This window comes from Macrococcus sp. 19Msa1099 (assembly GCA_019357535.2).
Classification (GTDB): Bacteria; Bacillota; Bacilli; order Staphylococcales; family Staphylococcaceae; genus Macrococcoides; species Macrococcoides psychrotolerans.
This window is the reverse complement of the sequence record CP079955.1, coordinates 937,888-956,907: the sequence shown is the minus strand read 5'-3', so window position 1 is coordinate 956,907 and position 19,020 is coordinate 937,888. Positions and strand designations below refer to the sequence as shown.

Here is a 19,020-nt window from a genome sequence, read left to right as displayed (position 1 = left end):
CCACCTACTTTATTCGGGATTTGATTTCCTGTAATTTCAATAACGCATCAATCGGCGTTAATTCGTCAATCGATATATCTTTAATTTGCTGAATAATTAATTCATGCTCATGATTCGAATTATTATTATTAATATCCTCGTTTTCTATTTCAAACAAATTAAATGATGGTTGAATTATCTTATTTGAATCTCCTTTTCTAACCTTTTCATTGTGTTCAAATTCATCTAATAATTCACTGGAACGTGCAATGATCTCAGCTGGTAACTGTGCAAGTTTAGCAACATGAATACCATAACTATGTGCGACAGCACCCGGCATCACTTTGTGCAGAAATATTAGTTCGCCATTATATTCTTTTGCTGCAACATGGATATTGTTCAGACCATCAAGTGTTTGTTCAAGGTCGACAAGTTCATGATAATGGGTTGAAAACAATGTTTTTGCACCAATCTTATTGTGAACGTATTCAATCATCGATTGCGCTAATGACAGACCATCATATGTACTTGTGCCTCTTCCAATTTCATCAAATATAATCAGACTATTTTCTGTCGCATTCTGTAATGCATTTTTTGCTTCTAACATTTCTACCATAAAGGTACTTTGTCCTGATACAAGATCATCTGCTGCGCCAATTCTCGTAAAAATCTGATCAAAAATCGGAACTTCAGCATAAGAAGCTGGTACAAATGCTCCCATCTGCGCCATGATACTAATTAATGCGACTTGTCGCATATATGTACTTTTTCCGCTCATGTTAGGGCCTGTAATTAAATAAATAAACGTATGGTCATCTAATTTGCAGTCATTTGCAACATACTGATCACGTTCCATCACTGTTTCAACAACTGGATGTCTTGCATTTTTTAAGTTCAATACCTTAGTGCTAGATATAATCGGTTTGGTATATTGATGTTTTGTAGCAATTTCACTGAAATTTTGAAGACAATCAAGCACTGCGATATTTTTTGCCTGCTGCTTTAAATTTAATATAAATGTTTTCACAAAATCACGTAGTTGAATAAACAGTTCATATTCAAGATTCATCAGCTTCTCTTCTGCACCGAGAATTAAAGATTCTTTTTCTTTAAGTTCCTCTGTTATAAAGCGTTCTGCATTACTTAACGTCTGCTTTCTCGTGTATCCGAACGCATCAACATCTAAATTAACAAGATTCGCTTTAGATATTTCAATATAATAACCAAAAACTTTGTTATAACCAATCTTTAGTGACTTCACACCTGTGCGTTCACGTTCTTTTGCCTGAAGTTCATTTAGCCACTGCTTACCATTTTTAGAGGCATATCTGAGTTCGTCAACATCATCATTAAATCCATCTTTGAAGATACTACCTTCTTTAATAGAAGTCGGTGCTTCGTCCAATAAACTTGCTTCTAACATATCGTATAATGGTTGTAATGCATCGATATTATCTAATGTACGAATCACTTCATCGTGTTCTTTTAGAAGTGATTGTATCATAGGCAATTGTTCTAATGAGTATTTTAACTGCACAAGATCTTTAGCCGAGACATTACCAAACTGTACACGTCCTGCTAAACGCTCAATATCATATACATGCGTTAGCGCCTCTCTCAGTTGATGTCTTAAAATGAAATGCTCATTAAATAATTCGACACCGTTATGTCTCTCTTCAATCTCCTGATGGTTCAGTAATGGTCGTTCGATCCATTCTTTAACAAGGCGATTCCCCATCGGTGTTTTACATTGATTAAATATAGACAGTAAGGTGCCCTTCTTATTTTTATGACGTATACTTTCAGTAAGTTCTAGATTACGTTTCGCATACATATCAAGACGCATATAATGCACTGGTTCATAGTATACAGCTTCGTCGATATGGGCAAGCGCACGCATTTGTGTATACTGGATATAAGATAATAATAAATTAACTGCTGGTTGCAGCGATTGATCAACACTGTCAGCCTGTTTAAATGTATCATTTACTTCAAATCTTGAAATGACATCCGTAATCATTTTTATTTTATTGATTAGTACTTCGTTCAAATCGATATTTGTAATGATTTCTTTCGGATTTACGGATGATAACTCATTTAACATTTCATCCTCATTTAATCGGGTCACTTTTAGCTCACCTGTAGATACATCACTATAAGCAAGTGTAAACACCTCTTCATAATGAATACTTGCAATGTAGTTGCTTTCGTTTTCACTGATCATATCATCCATAACCGTTCCAGGCGTTATGATTTTAACAACTTCTCGTTTTACCATTCCTTTAACTTGTTTTGGATCTTCCATCTGTTCAGCAATGGCAACTTTATAACCTTTTTCAATTAAACGTTCGATATAAACTTTTGCTGAATGATGCGGTACCCCACACATTGGAATATTGTTTTTTTTATCACGGCGCGTCAATGTAATCTCTAGTTCTTTCGCTGTTAATTCGGCATCTTCATAGAACATTTCATAGAAATCACCCAGCCTGAAGAACAAGATACAATCTTTATATTGCGCTTTCATCTGTAAATATTGTGTCATCATCGGTGTAGGTTTAGACATATTCTCAATCCTTTATTCATAATTTCCATTTAGGGATTCGTTTAAAAAAGAGGTTCAGACAAGAATCGTCTCAACCCCTTTAATTGTTATTAATTTCCACATCCAGGTGCTGCATTTTTCTTTTCTGCACCCGTTTCACCTGTTAATAAGTCGCCACCTGTTGAAACGATAATCTCATCCGTTACGGTCTGGCTGATTGCATGAGAAACCATCTGTAATATGCTATTCACTTCAAATTGCGCTTCTTTGAACTGATCAACAATTGGCATTTCATCAAGTTCAGCTTCAACTTTTGCAATTTTTTCTTCGACCATCTGTAATGCTTTTTCTTTGCCGTATTGTTCGAAGTTGACGGCTTGCTTTTGTAATGATTTTAAAGACGCCATTTTCTCTCTGACAACCTGCGTTTCATGAATCTGTGCCTCTGCACGTTTAAAGAACTCAACTGCTTCTGTTTCTGCCATCATCTTACCTAATTCTTTTGCTTTTTCCAAAATTTCATCATTTGTATACATCTCTACACCTCAACTGGTTTAATAATTTCTATTAGTTCGCCGTTCATTGAATATTGTTTTGTTTCTGTAATTCTTACTTTAACAAGCTGTCCAATTGCTTCTTTCGGTCCTTTAAAGTTCACTAATTTATTCTTTTCAGTGTATCCTGCGAGAATTTCATCATTTTTCTTAGAAGGTCCTTCACATAGTACGATTACTTCCTGATCAAGATAATGGGACAATGCACGTTCAGTATAGTCACCAACAAGTTTATTTAATCGTTGCAGACGATCCTTTTTCTCACGCATCGGTACATTATCTTTCATCTTTGCAGCCGGCGTGCCTTCACGCGGAGAATACAAGTAAGTATAAGCATGGTCAAAAGCAACTTCCTCATAGAGAGATAATGTTTCCTGGAACTGTTCTTCTGTTTCATTCGGATAACCTACGATAATATCTGTCGTCAGTGCAACTTCTGGCATCGCTGCTTTAATTTTACCAATCAGCTCCAAATAACTTTCACGTGAATACTTACGCCCCATAATCTTCAGCACTTCATTGTTACCGCTTTGAACAGGAAGATGGATATGCGGTACAATGTTACCTCCTGCAGCAATCACTTCAATAAGGCGGTCATCAAAGTCCCATGGATGACTTGTAGTGAAACGTACACGTGGAATATCAATCTTCTGAATATCTGCAAGTAAATCGCCTAATCCGTAGTTCAGTCCATCGATATCTTTACCATAAGCATTTACGTTTTGTCCAAGTAAACAAATTTCTTTGTACCCACGTCGCGCAAGATCACGTACTTCAGCAATAATCTCCTCTGGCATACGACTACGTTCTTTACCACGCGTGAATGGCACAATACAATATGTACAGAATTTATCACAGCCGTACATAATGTTGACCCATGCTTTCGTATCACCGAGTCGTGACTTTGGTAAGTTTTCAATAACATCGCCTTCTTTAGACCAGACTTCTACAACCATCGCTTTAGACATATAGGCTTCATCTAATATTGCTGGCAGTCGATGTATATTATGGGTACCGAAGATCATATCCACATTTTGATAAGATTTTAAGATCTTATTCACTACAGATTCTTCTTGTGACATACATCCACATACACCGATGAGTACATCTGGTTTCGCTTGTTTGATATGTTTTAGATTCCCAATTTCACCGAAAACTTTATTCTCTGCATTTTCACGAATGGCACACGTATTGAGTAAAATAACATCTGCATCATTGACATCACTTGTCGCTTCATATTCTAGAGCCTCAAAGATCCCTGCCATTACTTCTGTATCATGTTCATTCATCTGGCAACCATAAGTTCTAATATAAAATTTACGACCGCGACCTAACCCACGATACTGTTCATCAATTTTAAAATCGCTATGGTAATTCACATCTTCTTTGCCACGACGCTTCGCTTCTTTTAGATTTGGTCCTTGGTAAACATGCTCAAAATATTTGCTATAATCTTTCTCAGGTACTGCTTTGCCTTTTGCACCTGAAGATTGTATTCTACCTTCTTCGTTCATTTAAATAACCCCATTTTATTCATAATATCATTACTATAGTATAGCTTTTATATCAAATATTTTCAAAGTATTTTTACTGTAGATACATCTCACATAAAAACATAAATTTAATCCGTCATTTATATAATAATGACGGATTAAATTTATTCTAATAATGCTTCATCTCCACTTTTTAACATTTCCGCATAAATACCATCTCTTGTAATTAAATCTTTTTGATAGCCTTGTTCTAATATTTCACCTTTTTCAAGTACAACAATTTTATCAGCTTTTTTAACCGTATTTAAGCGATGCGCAATGATGATGCTCGTTCTATTTTTCATTAGACGTTCAATCGCCTGCTGAAGTTTCATTTCTGTAACGGTATCAATGTTACTCGTCGCTTCATCCAGCAACAAAATCTTTGGATCTAATATCAGCGCACGCGCGATATTGACTAACTGTTTTTCACCTTGGGAAAGATGTGTTGATTCAAAACTAATTTCTGTGTCGAAACCATTTTCTAATCTCATAATAAAATCATAAGCATTTGCATCTTTTGCTGCCTGAATCATGACTTCATCAGAGACGTGCTGATTTCTGTACTTTATATTTTCTCGAATCGTACCGTCAAAGATAAATGGATCCTGCAGCACATAAGCCATCTGATTGCGTAACGTTTGTTTTGGAATATCTTTTATATCGATACCATCAATCATTATTTTACCTGCGTTAATTTCATAAAACCTTGCCAATAGCTGTACAAGTGTCGTTTTACCTGCTCCTGTCGCACCAACTAAGGCGAGAGATTCCCCTTGATTTAAATGTATCGTCACATCATTAATGGTTGGTTTTAATTGTTCTTCGTTATATTTGAAAGTCACTTGTTCAAATGAAATTTCCCCACGTATCGTTAAATTTCTATTACTGTTATCGATATCTACTTCAGGTTCAGTATCGATGATTTCAAAGACACGCTCTGCACCACTTAATGCAGATAATACAGTGTTGAACTGATTGGCCAGATCATTCAAAGGACGTGTAAATTGTCTTGCATATTCTGCAAATATAACAATTGTTCCGACAGTAATACCATTTCCGTTTAGTGCTAATACCCCTCCGATACCTGCTACAATTGCAAATGATAAATTGTTAAAGAAGTTCATCACTTTCGGAATAAGACCAGAATAAGATACCGACCAGTAGCTGATATCTCTTACTTTTGCGTTCTTCTCAGTAAATCCTTCGGTCACACGGGCTTCTCTTGTAAATAACTTTACAACTTCCTGACCTGAAATAATCTCTTCAATATAACCATTCATTTCACCGATTGCTCTTTGTCTTCTTTTATACAGAATACTCGTACGATTTGTTATCCAGCGCATCGCAATTAACATTAAAGGGATGATCATCATCGTTAATAACGTTAACAGTGGACTAAGCAGCAACATCACAATAATTGTACCAATAATCGTTATAATACTTGATGTAAACTGTATAAATGACGAATTCAGCACTTGAGATATTGTATCGATATCATTTGTCATACGGCTCATCAGTTCACCATGCTGGCGTTTATCAAAAAATGGTATCGGTAACTTCTGAAGTCGACTAAATAGCAGCATTCGTAATTTATACACCGTTTCCTGAGCGATCGTTACCATAATTATTGCAGCAACATATGAAAATAATGATAAACCTATAAATATAAAGAACAGAATCAGAAGATCATTTTCAATGCCTTCAAAATTTTTCTTCAGTATTTTATTATCAATCATCTGTCCAATCATATATGGTCCTACGAGTCCTAATAAAGATGAAATAATCACCGACACTATAACAACTGTAAGCTTTAACCTATTGCCTTCCATCAAGGACCAGATGCCACCGATAGCGTATTTCCAATTGCGTGATTTCGGTATTGGATTGCCTCTTTGATCTGTTTTAATACTTTTGCTCTCTTTTATATCTTTACGCGTTAAAATTACTGGATGACCCAATATCGATTTAATCATGGAGATCACCTCTTTCCTGCGAGTGATAGATTGCTTGATACAGTTCTGATGTTTCTATCAATGACTGATGATCCCCGAAACCAACGATTTCTCCTTTATCTAATAACAGGATATGGTCAGCTGTCATTGCTGTCTGGATCTTCTGTGTCACAATAATACGCGTCATACTTAGCTTAGATAATTCTTCAAATAAATTATTCTCTGTATGGATATCAAGCGCAGATGTACTGTCATCTAAAATCAGGATGTTCGGCGACTTTATGACCGCCCTGGCAATCGCGAGTCGTTGTTTCTGTCCACCCGATAAATTCACACCTTGCTGTCCGACTTTGGTGTCGTACTGTGCATCGAAATCCAGAATATTCGTATGGACTTGTGCGATCTTCGTTGCTTCTGTTACATCCTCAGATTCAGCATGTGCATTTCCAAATAGGATATTATCAAACACGCTACCTGTAAACAGTATGTTTCTCTGAGGTACATATCCAATCATATCCCTAAGATCTGTAATCTCCATTTCTTTAATATCAATGCCATTGATCATAATCTTACCTTGTGTCACTTCATACATTCTAGGGAGCAGACTAAGTAAAGCGCTTTTACCAGATCCTGTCGCACCCATAATAACGAATTTCTCCCCCGCTTCAATATTGAAAGAAATGTCTTTAAGCACCATTTGATGGCTTAACGGATATTTAAACGATACATTATCAAATACAATTGATGCGCCACCACTCACTTCAATATCCGTGCCTCCGTGATATGTATCTACATCAGTAGTTAATATTTCAGACATACGTTCTGCACTTGCTTTTGCTCTTGAATACGCAATGATGATAAATGCAAACATTGAAAACCCACCTTGCATTCTGAGGGCATAGTTAATGACTGCTACGAGTGCACCTACATTCAGTGCGTTATTAGTGACATCTATCGCTCCAATATAAATTACGAACAATAATGCGATATTCATTACGATCAAAAGAAATGGAAGTATACGTTCCATCAACTTTAGTGCACGTGTTGTATCTTCTTTAAGATCTAAGGCGGTATGTTCGAATTTTTCAGATTCATAGTCTGCACTCATATTCGCACGTATCATACGCACAGAAGATAAATTCTGCTGGATATTACGATTCAGTCCATCAAGTTTTTTCTGAACACGTGTAAACAGATTCATACCTGCCTTAGAAGTATAATACAGAAACACAAATATTATCGGAGCACCAATTAAAAGATAGAGTGCTAAGTGCGGCGCAACAATAAAGCTCATGATGATACTACCCAACACTAGAAGTGGTGCACGCAACATAATACGTAAACTCATAAAAAGTACCATTTCACACGCAATCACATCATTTGTCAATCGTGTAATGATACTGGATGTCTTAAAGCTTTCTATGTGTTTAAGTGAAAACTGCTGCACCTTCTTGAACAAGGCGTTTCTCAAGTCAAAGGAGAAACCATGACAGACATGACTCGAAATAAATGAATTGATCACACCACAGATAAACGCAGCAACACTTATGATCAGCAGTATGATTAAATATTGAAGCGTAATATCCATATTCTGCTTGATTAATCCCTCATTAATAATGAGCGATAATATAATCGGTAAACTGAGTTCAACCGCTAGTTCTAATAGCATTAGTATGAGCGCTATAACAATCCATAAGCGATATGGTATTGTAAACTTTAATATCTCTTTCAATAGAACCCCTCCCATTTTGTTTATTTTATACTATTATACATATCGGTTTCCGAAATGTATAATTTATGCTCTATTCCATCGCAACTTTTTTTAAAATAAAGTATAATTAATAATTATTTGGAGAAACGAGGTTTAACCATGTCATTTATCAGTCAACTTATGGATTTTATTTTACATATTGACGAACATCTAGTGAATATCGTTAAAGAATATGGAACATTGACTTATGCAATCTTATTTTCAATCGTCTTCGTAGAAACAGGACTTGTGATCATGCCATTCTTACCTGGAGACTCAATGCTTTTTGCAGCTGGTGCACTCGCCCCTCAAGGCGCATTAAATATCTGGATATTATTTATCGTGTTGTTTGCTGCAGCTGTAATCGGTGACACGGTTAATTATCACATCGGTAAATTTCTTGGACTTGGTGTCTATAATCATCCTAAACTCGGTAAATTCATTAAGAAGGAACACCTTGATAAAGCAGAGGATTTCTTTAATACTCATGGCGGTAAAACAATTGCAATTGCCCGCTTTATGCCCTTTATCAGAACTTTTATACCGTTTGTAGCTGGTGCCAGTAAGATGAAGTATGGTTACTTTATTACGTATAATATTATCGGTGCAATTCTGTGGGTTGGTATATGCCTACTTGCAGGTTACTTCTTCGGGAATATAAAGATCGTTAAAGACAACTTTGAAATCGTATTAATATTAATTATATTAGTATCAGTGCTTCCTGCCGTCTTTAGCTTCTTACAATCCTATTCCGTCAGAAGAAAGATGAAAAGAAATGAAGACAGAAAAAAATATTAATGCATCACCATTAATATTAATAACCGAATGTGAGTCAATCTCACATTCGGTTATTTTAATAATTGAATAATTTGTGCTTTTAATTCTGCGATTTGCGAAACAGATAAATCCTGGTTCACATCTATCGATCTGACTATCGTAGCAGGTTTCTGATTTAAAACGAGTATACGGTTACTCATCTTAATTGCTTCATCAATACTATGTGTAATCATCAGCACCGTTTTATCACTCTCCAATAATAAAGACCTCAACCAGATCTGCATATCATTACGTGTTATTTCATCCAATGCTGAAAATGGTTCATCCAGTAACAGTAATTGATGTTCTGTATTTAATGCACGTAGGAATGAAACACGCTGCTTCATTCCCCCAGAAAGCTCATTGGGGTATCTATCTTTAATGGAAGTGAAGCCTGCTCTTTCTAACAATTGTTCTGATTTATTCACGCTATCATTCGCACTGATCTCTGTTGCGAGGTTAATGTTTTGTATCACTGTACGCCATGGCATCAGTGAGTGTGTCTGAGGCATAAAGGACACATGTCCTGTTTTCCCATTGATACGTTCCCCTTGCAATAAGCACTCGCCACTTGAAGGGATGAGTAATCCACCGATAATATTTAATATCGTACTCTTACCGCTGCCACTCGGGCCGATCAATGCAACAATCTCACCTTTATTCAGTTCTAGGTTAATATTATTAATTACAATATCTTTATCGTAACGATGCATAATATCGTTAAGTTGAATAATAGGAATCATCGTTGCCACCTCAATACAATACGCTGAATAATATATATAACAAGATAAATGACCATAGCAAAGATAATGATCCAGACAATTGCTACAAACACCTGATCTACTTGAAATGCACGCTGAGCTATAAGCATAAATTTACCTAAACCTTTATCACTGCCAAGCCATTCAGAAATGATTGCACCCATTACTGAGTATGTGCCAGCAATCTTTAATCCATTAAAGAAATAAGGCATACTATTTGGCCATTCAAGCTTTTTGAAACGTTCAAGACGCGTTGCCCCCATCATCTTCATATATTTCTCTAATTCTTTATCTGTCTCATTAAATCCTTCAAGTAAGCTCACAGTTATCGGAAAGAAACACACAAGTGTTATCACGATAAGTTTCGGCAATATTCCAAATCCGAACCAAATGACTAGTAGTGGTGCAATGACGATAACGGGTACATTCTGACTCATTATGAGCAATGGATAGACATACTCATGCAGCCCAGGGATTAAACGTAATAGTACGGCTACAGTAATACCGCATAATACCGAGCAAATAATGCCTAATATAACGAGTAATAGAGTCGGATATAAATGCACATGATATGTGTTAAAGTCATTAAAGAAGCTGATAAATATTACGCTTGGCGCAGGTAACGTATATGCATCAACTTGTAGTAACCGAACGAGCAGTTCCCAAAAATAAAGTAGTACTATAAAAAATAGAAAAAACTTAACATATTTCATCATCTATACTTCTGTACAAGCACATCCATCGATACTTCTTCGGCATGATAAAACTTTACTTGTGAAATAATAGATGGACACCCCATTTCACGCATCTCTTTATTCATTAATTCGATTAACTTAAGCAACTCATTCATGTTCCCCTCAATTGATGTTTCAAGCGGATTCACGATGTACTTTAAGTTTGATGCTTCAATCACTTCAATTGCGCGATCAACATATGGAATTACATCTTCACCATTTGGCGTCTTCGGAATAATTTGTATGCTCATTATTGTATCTGCCATTATTTACCCTCCACATATTCATTTGTAAATGCATCTTTAGCAATGAAGTCTTTAGTAATCACTTTGTTATCTTTCATAAACTGTCCAAAATTCTTCCAGATACGTTCTTCCTGATAGCCCCAGTATTTCGCATCATCCTGATATTTAGGTGACAAATATTTTTGTGATGCATATACGAGCTTTTCTTGTTTTTTAAGTTCTGGAACAGACTTCATCAAAATATCTGCACTCTCTTTGTCATGTTTAATTGAATACTCATAACCTTCTTTAAGTGCGGTCATAAATTTCTTAGCTGTCTCACCATTTGATTTTAAATACTTTTCATTTGCAATAACGACAGGTGTGTAATAATCCAGATTTTTATCGTAATCAATTAAATACTGCATATTTACATCGATATTACGTGTTTCTGCTTCGATTCCAGTCCATCCATAATAAACCCATGCGAAATCGATATTCTTCTTAGATGCAGTAAAGAAATCAGTATTTCCCATATTGATAATTTTAGTGTCTTTCACTGATGCTCCGTCTTTTTTCATAACTGCATCAATCATTGGCTGTTCAATCGGTGCACCCCATCCACCGTATGTTTTCCCTGCATAATCTTTCGGTGATTTAATATTCTTATCTTTCAAGCTCATAAATCCACTCGTATTATGCTGGATAATTGCTCCAATCGATTTCACTGGAATGCCTTCAGAACGTGATTGCGTCACTGTTTCCTGTGCACTAATTCCGAACTGAACATCTTTTTTGTTTGCTGCGATAAGCTGATCGGCATTCACTTCACCAGGTGTCTTAATTTCAACATCTAAACCCTGTTTGTCAAAGTAACCTTTCTCTTGTGCTACATATAGTCCTGTATGATTTGTATTCGGCGTCCAGTCCAGCATAATCGTCACTTTTTCTTTCTTATCTTCCTTACCTTTATCGGCTGACTGATCTCCACAGCCTGCTAGTAAAATGACACAACTCGCACTTAACAATAACTTTTTATTCATATTAGCCTCCAAAAAAACACAACCTGATTGCAGGTTGTGTCAGTTGACACTTCCCTACGCTGGTATAATCCAGATCAGGTATATAAGGGTTTAGGACGAATCCAATCTCAGAATAACTCCCCTAGTGTTTAAAAATTTATATTATTTTGTACTGTTTTAGTATAACAGCTTTATTATAAATAAGGTACAGATACTTAGTTTTTATTTGAACTGAGCCATTAAAGCATCAAATTCCTCTTGTTTAATATTTAGATCTGCTTTTGTTAAGTTCTCACTGTAGCCATCAATTTGTGATTCGTACGTCGGTGCATCGGTATCCTGATACACGATACCTGTAACAAGCCCATCTTGTTCGTGTACTGTATTGATCGCCAGCTGTTTATTGGTATGATCATAATCTTCAATATTAGCAAGTTTCGTCAAATTTTCTTTAAACCAGTCATACGTATTTACTTTGTTGTATGTGACACACGGAGAAAATACATTGACGAATGAGAATCCTTTATGATTAACTGCCGCTTCAATAATTGATGTTAAATCTTTTATATCACTAGAAAAGCTTTGTGCGACAAAAGTTGCGCCACTTGCAAGTGCAAGTTCAAGCGGAGAAACATGCTTCTCAATCGAGCCTTTTGGCGTTGTCTTAGTGACAAATCCATGTGCTGAACTTGGTGATGTCTGTCCTTTAGTCAGTCCATAAATTTGATTATCCATTACAATATACGTGATATCAATATTTCTACGTAGCGCATGAATCGTATGCCCCATACCAATCGCAAAACCATCACCATCTCCACCGGAAGCGATAACTGTAAGCTCCTGGTTTGCCATCTTCACACCTTGTGCCATCGGTAATGCTCGACCATGGATCGAATGCACACCATATGAATTTACGTATCCAGACAGACGTCCAGAACAGCCGATACCTGTTATTAACGCGAGCTGTTCTGGTTCTAAGCCGATGTTCGCACATGCTTTTTGTATCGCCGCTTGTACTGAGAAGTCCCCACAGCCAGGACACCAGTTCGGTTTCACATTATTTCTGAAATCTTTAAATGTTGCCATCTATATTAACTCCTTTAATGTTGCGTTGATTTTCTCTTCAATTTCGTGAGGTAAGTAAGGTGTACCATCATACTTACTCATCTGAATCATCTTACCTTGATGATTCGTATTCATCTTGATAATCTGTCCAAGTTGTCCGTTAAAGTTATGTTCAACAACAATCACTTTCTTCACTTTATCTATCGCTTGCTGAACCTCTTCTGTCGGAAACGGATGAAGTTGTTTCATATGCAGATGGTTTACCTTTCCTTCTACACGATGGATTGCTTCATCAATCGCTCCATACGTTGAAATATAACCAATCACTAACACATCTGCATCTTCATGATACGTATTGTATACAACAGGTTCAGTAATCTTCAGCTGTTCTAATTTACGCATACGTTTTTCCATCTGCTTTGCACGGTTTACGGGAGATTCGCTCGGCTTTCCTTCTTCGTTATGTTCAACACCTGTAACGTGATGGATACCGTTTTTCACACCAGGAATCGTACGTGGTGAAATGCCATTATCTGTTACCGCATAGCGTTTGAAGTATGCTTTATCCTCCGTTGGTTCAACTTCAGTAACAAGTGAACCACGATCAATATTAATCTTATTATAATCAAGTACAGGAACAGTCTGTTTCCCTAAAGAAAGCTGTAAATCACTTAAAATAATAACCGGACATTGATATACTTCCGCTAGATTAAATGCCTCGTTCGTTAAGTAGAAGGCATCTTCAGCAGTTGTTGGTGCAAGGACAATCTTTGGAATCTCGCCATGCGTTCCGTAGATCATCTGCATTAAGTCTGACTGCTCCTGTTTCGTTGGCAATCCTGTAGATGGACCTCCGCGCATCGTATTTACGATGACTAACGGCTGTTCAGTCATACCACTCAGTCCAATCGCTTCCATCATTAACGATAGTCCTGGACCACTTGATGCAGTAAATGCACGTACGCCCGCATAGTTTACGCCTATTGCCATAACTGCTGCAGCTATCTCATCTTCTGTCTGAATTACAGTCCCACCAAAGCGTGGTAATTTATCAATCATATATTCCATAATTTCACTCGCTGGTGTAATTGGGTATGCAGCCATAAAACGTGCTCCACCTGCTAATGCGCCAAGTGAAATTGCTTCATTACCAATCATAAATAAATGTCCTTCTTCGGTTGAAGGTTCTAATTTATAATCCACAGTAAGTTCTGAATGACTTTCAATTTCTGCATAACCTTTGTGTAGCGCTTCTTTATTTAATGTACAGATCTTTTCACCTTTTTTAGCAAACAGGTCATCCACTAAAACTTCGAAGTGCTTTAGGTCAGCGCCTATAAGATTCGCTGTAGCACCGACCGCCACCATATTCTTCATCAATGCCGTACCAAGTTCTTTTGCAATTTCAGTGAATCCCATACTAATAAATGCGCCATTGTAATCCTCTGGTGCAACAGGATCAAACTTACTATCTGCTAGTATTATACCTTCAGCCGTCAGTTCATGATAGTTTAAATCAATCGTCTCCTGATCAAATGCCACAAGTATATCCAGATCATCACTGATAGCATAGACAGGTGTTGTTGATACACGAATCTTATTGTTCGTATGTCCACCTTTAATACGTGATGAGAAATGACGATAACCATATAAATAATAGCCCAGACGATTCAGCGCAGTTGAGAATATCTCTCCAGTACTTTCAATTCCTTCACCTTGCTGACCGCCGACTTTCCAAGAAATTTGTGTCTTCAAAACAATTCCTCCCTAAATTAACTATCTCTAATATAACAGAAAAACCTATGTCTATATAACAGACATAGGTAAATTATATAAAAATCAGTCGAATGGCCGATACGTTATCGACTGAGCGGTTGATCCTCATTGATAAGTATTCTTTCAATTTTCTTTGCTTGACCATTGGATTTAAGTTCTACAAATACACCGCTTAACACACCACGTCCTGTATCGGGAACAACATGTTTAACTGGCATTCCTGTTAAGAAGCGGTGAATGACCTCATCCTTATTAATACCAAGTATCCCATCATAGTAACCTGTCATACCGACATCTGTAATAAAAGCCGTGCCCCTAGGTAAAATACGGTTGTCACTCGTCTGAATATGTGTATGTGTCCCAACAACGACGCTCGCTCGGCCATCTGCATAATATGCAAATGCACCTTTTTCACTTGTTGTTTCAGCATGAAAGTCTACAAAGATATAATCCGTCTCCTGTTTAGCGATTTCATATAGCGCATCGAACTTCTTAAACGGACAGTCACTCTGCATCATAAATGCTCGCCCTTGTAGATTGATCACAGCAATCTTCTTATCATTAAATTTAATGATTTCCATTCCTTTACCTGGCGCTTCATCAGGAAAGTTTGCTGGACGAATAATCTTATGATCGCTATTTAGCAACTCATAACTATCACGCACGCCATATGTATGGTTACCCATCGTGACACAATCAACTCCGAGCGTCATCATTTCTTTAAATATCTTTTCTGTAATCCCTCTTCCATGCGCAGCATTCTCACCATTGACTATCGTAATATTCGGTCCATACTTCTTTTTAAGCTGTGGTAAGTACTCATCTAACATATTACGCCCAACCGCACCTACAACATCACCGATAAATAATATTCTCATAATTCACTACCTCTACTCTATTTGTCTTTATTATATAGAAAATCATAAATGAATTAAATGATTTTTATTGATACAATCAAAAATGAGGTGATAAAATGCATTTTATCGGAACAGCAGTCACATTGTTCATCGTATTTTTTATTACATATATGATATGTGATCGCATAACGAATTATTTTAGAACAGTAAAACAGCCCCCTAAGTATAAATCAGCACTAGTTGGGGGCATCATTTTCTCGATTGGATTATCTATCATGCAATACTGGTCCACAATGTAAAAAAGATGACTAGAAATATAACATTTCTAGTCATCTTTTTTGATTCTACTCATGTCTGACCGCTCGTGTCACGACCTATTTTGCATATTCAACTGCGCGCATTTCTCGCACAACAGTTACTTTTATATGTCCAGGATATTGAAGCTCTTCTTCAATCTGGTTTTTAATATCTCTTGCGATACGATGTGCTTTTAAATCATCGACTTCTTCAGGCGTCACAATGATTCTAATTTCTCTACCTGCCTGAATCGCAAATGATTTCTCTACACCATCATAGCTTTCAGAAATTTCTTCCAGACGTTCTAAGCGGCGTACATAATTCTCAAGTGTTTCACGTCTGGCACCTGGGCGTGCTGCACTTAATGCATCTGCTGCTGCCACAAGAATAGAAATAATATTGTCTGGTTCCACATCTCCATGATGTGAATGAATTGCGTTAATTACGGTTGGATGTTCACGATATTTCTTCGCAAGATCTACTCCGATTTCAACGTGCGATCCCTCAACTTCATGATCAATCGCTTTTCCAATATCATGTAAAAGTCCCGCACGCTTAGCGAGCGCAACGTCTTGTCCTAGTTCTGCAGCTAACATACCAGAAAGGTGTGCAACTTCTACGGAATGTTTCAGTACATTCTGTCCATAACTCGTACGATATTTCATTCGTCCAAGTATCTTCACGATATCAGGATGCAGATTATGTATACCAAGTTCAAACGTTGCAGCTTCTCCTGCTTCTCGTATGATTTCATCCACAGATTTTCTTGCCTTTTCAACCATTTCTTCAATACGACCTGGATGAATTCTTCCATCAGACACTAAAGATTCAAGCGCTGTTTTCGCAATTTCTCTTCTAATTGGATCAAATCCGGATAAGATGACCGCTTCTGGTGTGTCATCGATGATAAGATCTACACCTGTTAGCGTTTCCAATGTACGAATATTACGACCTTCTCGGCCAATTATTCTACCTTTCATCTCATCATTTGGAAGGTTAATTACAGAAACTGTAGATTCAGAAGTATGTTCAGCAGCCAATCGCTGTACAGTCGTAGCTAGAAGCATTTTCGCTTTTTTATCAATATTCTGCTTTGCTTCCTGCTCTTTCTCTTTTACCATGACTGCAATATCATGCGTCAATTCTTCTTCAACCTGATCAATAATTTCTTGCTTCGCTTCTTCTTGTGTCAGTCCGGAGATGCGTGTTAATTCTTGTTCATGTTGTGCTATGATTCCTTGAACACTTTGCTCTAACGCATCTACATGCTGTTGCTTTTCTTCAATTTTAGATTCTTTTTGTTCTAAAAGATCATCCTTTTTATCTAAAAGGTCACTTTTACGATCTAAGTTTTCTTCTTTTTGAAGGAGTCTTGCTTCTTGTCTCGCTAAGTCTGAACGTCTTTCCTTATAATCTTCTTCCAGACGATCATTACGTCTTTGATATTCTTCCTTCGCTTCAAGAAGCTTCTCTTTCTTAAGACTTTCGGCTTCTTTGTTAGCCTCAGTAACGATAAAATCTGCAGTTGTTCTTGCCTGAATCTGCTGATTTGTTAATACGTTCTTCGCAACAAAATAACCGATTGCAACACCGATTATGATACTAAGCAAAATGAATAAGAGGATAGTTAAGCTCACATAAACACCTCCTTATTTGCTTTTATATATCAATAAAACATTATATGAAGTATATCCATATAAATTAATTGTACGTTTATGAGTTATACTCGTCAAGCTGTCATCCTCATTAAATATATAAATTTACATCATTTTACTCAAATTGTTGTATGAAATTTTAATTTGTTACAAATTTACCATAATATAAATCTGATATTCACTCTCGCATGTAAACTAAGTTCATAATGACGAAAATTTATCTATAAAAAACGAACGATGTTAAAAATAAATAACATCATCCGCTATAAAATCGGGAGAGGCACTACGCTCCTCCCTTAGGCTGTTAACTATTCTAACTCATCGTCGAATAACTTATCTTCTACTGGCACTTCTTCTTTCTGTGCTGACGCCTCTTCTAACGAAGCACCGACACCCATCGCCTTACGAATCTTCTGATCGATTTCGTCACGTACTTCTGGGTTTTCTTTCAGATAAGTCTTAATATTTTCTCGCCCTTGACCAATACGTTCTCCATCATAAGAGTACCATGCCCCTGACTTTTGCAGCACTTCATATTCTGCACCTAAATCAACGATTTCTCCTTCACGAGAAATACCTTTACCGTACATAATATCAACTTCTGCTACTTTAAAAGGAGGTGCAACTTTGTTTTTAACGACCTTAATCTTTGTTCTATTCCCTACAATTTCCTGACCTTGTTTCAATTGTTCTGCACGTCGTACTTCGAGACGCACTGAAGAATAGAATTTAAGCGCACGACCACCTGGAGTCGTTTCTGGATTACCGAACATTACACCAATCTTCTCACGTACTTGGTTGATGAATATTGCAATCGTATTAGACTTAGATATAGAACCTGATAACTTACGTAACGCTTGAGACATAAGACGCGCTTGAAGTCCCATATGCGAGTCTCCCATCTCTCCTTCAATTTCCGCTTTAGGTGTTAAGGCTGCAACTGAATCGACCACAATAATATCTACCGCACCACTTCTGACAAATGCTTCTGCAATTTCCAGTCCTTGTTCACCATGATCGGGTTGAGATAAGTAAAGATTTTCGATATCTACTCCAAGATTCTTAGCATATACCGGATCAAGTGCATGCTCAGCATCAATAAATGCGGCAACTCCACCTTGGCGCTGTACCTCTGCGATAGCATGTAGTGCCACCGTTGTCTTACCTGAACTTTCAGGACCATAAATTTCTATAATACGACCTTTCGGGTAACCACCGACACCAAGTGCACTATCTAATGTAATAGAACCGCTTGATACTGTAGAGACATTACGGTCAGTACGGTCTCCTAACTTCATTACTGCACCTTTCCCAAATGATTTTTCCATATTTTTAATAACTGTGTCTAATGCTTTTTGTCTTTCACTCATATATATCCTCCTGAAGATCAATTAATGATTGTATATTGAACTATTAAATATTCTTTAGCTGTTATTTACTACATTTAATACTATACGCATTAATGTTAAAAATAGCAAGTAAAATGCGAACGTCTGTT

General features: G+C 36.8%; 16 protein-coding genes and 1 riboswitch. Of the genes, 2 read left to right on the top strand and 14 right to left on the bottom strand.

Going from position 1 to position 19,020, the window contains the following annotated elements:
• Window positions 1-4 precede the first annotated feature (4 nt).
• The 5 genes from mutS to KYI10_04800 all read right to left on the bottom strand — a co-directional run bounded on the left by mutS (window position 5) and on the right by KYI10_04800 (window position 8,297).
• Window positions 5-2,545 (bottom strand): DNA mismatch repair protein MutS, encoded by a 2,541-nt coding sequence (gene mutS / locus KYI10_04820; GenBank protein QYA33760.1) that lies wholly within the window; start codon window positions 2,543-2,545, stop codon window positions 5-7.
• An 89-nt stretch (window positions 2,546-2,634) separates the two neighbouring features.
• Complete coding sequence (locus KYI10_04815) at window positions 2,635-3,060, bottom strand: RicAFT regulatory complex protein RicA family protein (GenBank protein QYA33759.1); 426 nt, start codon at window positions 3,058-3,060, stop codon at window positions 2,635-2,637.
• Between the two features lie 2 nt (window positions 3,061-3,062).
• Window positions 3,063-4,592 (bottom strand): tRNA (N6-isopentenyl adenosine(37)-C2)-methylthiotransferase MiaB, encoded by a 1,530-nt coding sequence (gene miaB / locus KYI10_04810; GenBank protein ID QYA33758.1) that lies wholly within the window; start codon window positions 4,590-4,592, stop codon window positions 3,063-3,065.
• A 143-nt stretch (window positions 4,593-4,735) separates the two neighbouring features.
• Complete coding sequence (locus KYI10_04805) at window positions 4,736-6,586, bottom strand: ABC transporter ATP-binding protein (GenBank protein ID QYA33757.1); 1,851 nt, start codon at window positions 6,584-6,586, stop codon at window positions 4,736-4,738.
• The gene (locus KYI10_04800; protein ID QYA33756.1) at window positions 6,579-8,297 is read right to left on the bottom strand and encodes an ABC transporter ATP-binding protein; all 1,719 of its coding nucleotides are present in this window, start codon (window positions 8,295-8,297) and stop codon (window positions 6,579-6,581) included. The genes KYI10_04805 and KYI10_04800 overlap by 8 nt, the downstream gene beginning before the upstream one ends.
• A gap of 138 nt (window positions 8,298-8,435) precedes the next feature.
• Here KYI10_04800 and KYI10_04795 point away from each other — a divergent pair, with 138 nt between their 5' ends.
• Window positions 8,436-9,113: a DedA family protein gene (locus KYI10_04795; GenBank protein QYA33755.1), complete on the top strand. Its 678-nt coding sequence runs from the start codon at window positions 8,436-8,438 to the stop codon at window positions 9,111-9,113.
• 50 nt (window positions 9,114-9,163) lie between these two features.
• Here the strand turns inward: KYI10_04795 and KYI10_04790 are convergent, their stop codons facing one another.
• The 7 genes from KYI10_04790 to KYI10_04760 form a co-directional block, all read right to left on the bottom strand.
• On the bottom strand, window positions 9,164-9,874 hold the full coding sequence (locus KYI10_04790; GenBank protein ID QYA33909.2) for an ABC transporter ATP-binding protein: 711 nt from the start codon (window positions 9,872-9,874) through the stop codon (window positions 9,164-9,166).
• Window positions 9,871-10,608 (bottom strand): ABC transporter permease, encoded by a 738-nt coding sequence (locus tag KYI10_04785; GenBank protein ID QYA33754.1) that lies wholly within the window; start codon window positions 10,606-10,608, stop codon window positions 9,871-9,873. Before KYI10_04785 ends, KYI10_04790 begins: the two co-directional genes overlap by 4 nt.
• Window positions 10,605-10,892 carry an MTH1187 family thiamine-binding protein gene (locus tag KYI10_04780; protein QYA33753.1) on the bottom strand — a complete coding sequence of 96 codons (288 nt, stop codon included), beginning with the start codon at window positions 10,890-10,892 and terminating at the stop codon, window positions 10,605-10,607. Before KYI10_04780 ends, KYI10_04785 begins: the two co-directional genes overlap by 4 nt.
• A complete protein-coding gene (locus tag KYI10_04775) occupies window positions 10,892-11,893 on the bottom strand; it encodes an ABC transporter substrate-binding protein (GenBank protein QYA33752.1) in 1,002 nt (333 codons plus the stop codon). The genes KYI10_04780 and KYI10_04775 overlap by 1 nt, the downstream gene beginning before the upstream one ends.
• 34 nt (window positions 11,894-11,927) lie before the next feature.
• Window positions 11,928-12,026: riboswitch (TPP riboswitch) on the bottom strand.
• 68 nt (window positions 12,027-12,094) lie between these two features.
• Window positions 12,095-12,958: a 2-oxoacid:ferredoxin oxidoreductase subunit beta gene (locus tag KYI10_04770; GenBank protein ID QYA33751.1), complete on the bottom strand. Its 864-nt coding sequence runs from the start codon at window positions 12,956-12,958 to the stop codon at window positions 12,095-12,097.
• On the bottom strand, window positions 12,959-14,692 hold the full coding sequence (locus KYI10_04765; GenBank protein ID QYA33750.1) for a 2-oxoacid:acceptor oxidoreductase subunit alpha: 1,734 nt from the start codon (window positions 14,690-14,692) through the stop codon (window positions 12,959-12,961).
• Window positions 14,693-14,796: 104 nt separating this feature from the next.
• Window positions 14,797-15,591: a TIGR00282 family metallophosphoesterase gene (locus tag KYI10_04760; protein ID QYA33749.1), complete on the bottom strand. Its 795-nt coding sequence runs from the start codon at window positions 15,589-15,591 to the stop codon at window positions 14,797-14,799.
• Between the two features lie 95 nt (window positions 15,592-15,686).
• Between KYI10_04760 and KYI10_04755 the strand changes: the two genes are divergently transcribed.
• Window positions 15,687-15,869, top strand: a complete 183-nt coding sequence (locus KYI10_04755; GenBank protein QYA33748.1) for a hypothetical protein — start codon at window positions 15,687-15,689, stop codon at window positions 15,867-15,869.
• A 75-nt stretch (window positions 15,870-15,944) separates the two neighbouring features.
• Here the strand turns inward: KYI10_04755 and rny are convergent, their stop codons facing one another.
• Both rny and recA read right to left on the bottom strand, forming a co-directional pair.
• Window positions 15,945-17,504 carry a ribonuclease Y gene (rny, locus tag KYI10_04750; protein QYA33747.1) on the bottom strand — a complete coding sequence of 520 codons (1,560 nt, stop codon included), beginning with the start codon at window positions 17,502-17,504 and terminating at the stop codon, window positions 15,945-15,947.
• 326 nt (window positions 17,505-17,830) lie between these two features.
• The gene (recA, locus tag KYI10_04745) at window positions 17,831-18,892 is read right to left on the bottom strand and encodes a recombinase RecA (protein ID QYA33746.1); all 1,062 of its coding nucleotides are present in this window, start codon (window positions 18,890-18,892) and stop codon (window positions 17,831-17,833) included.
• Between the last annotated feature and the right edge of the window lie 128 nt (window positions 18,893-19,020).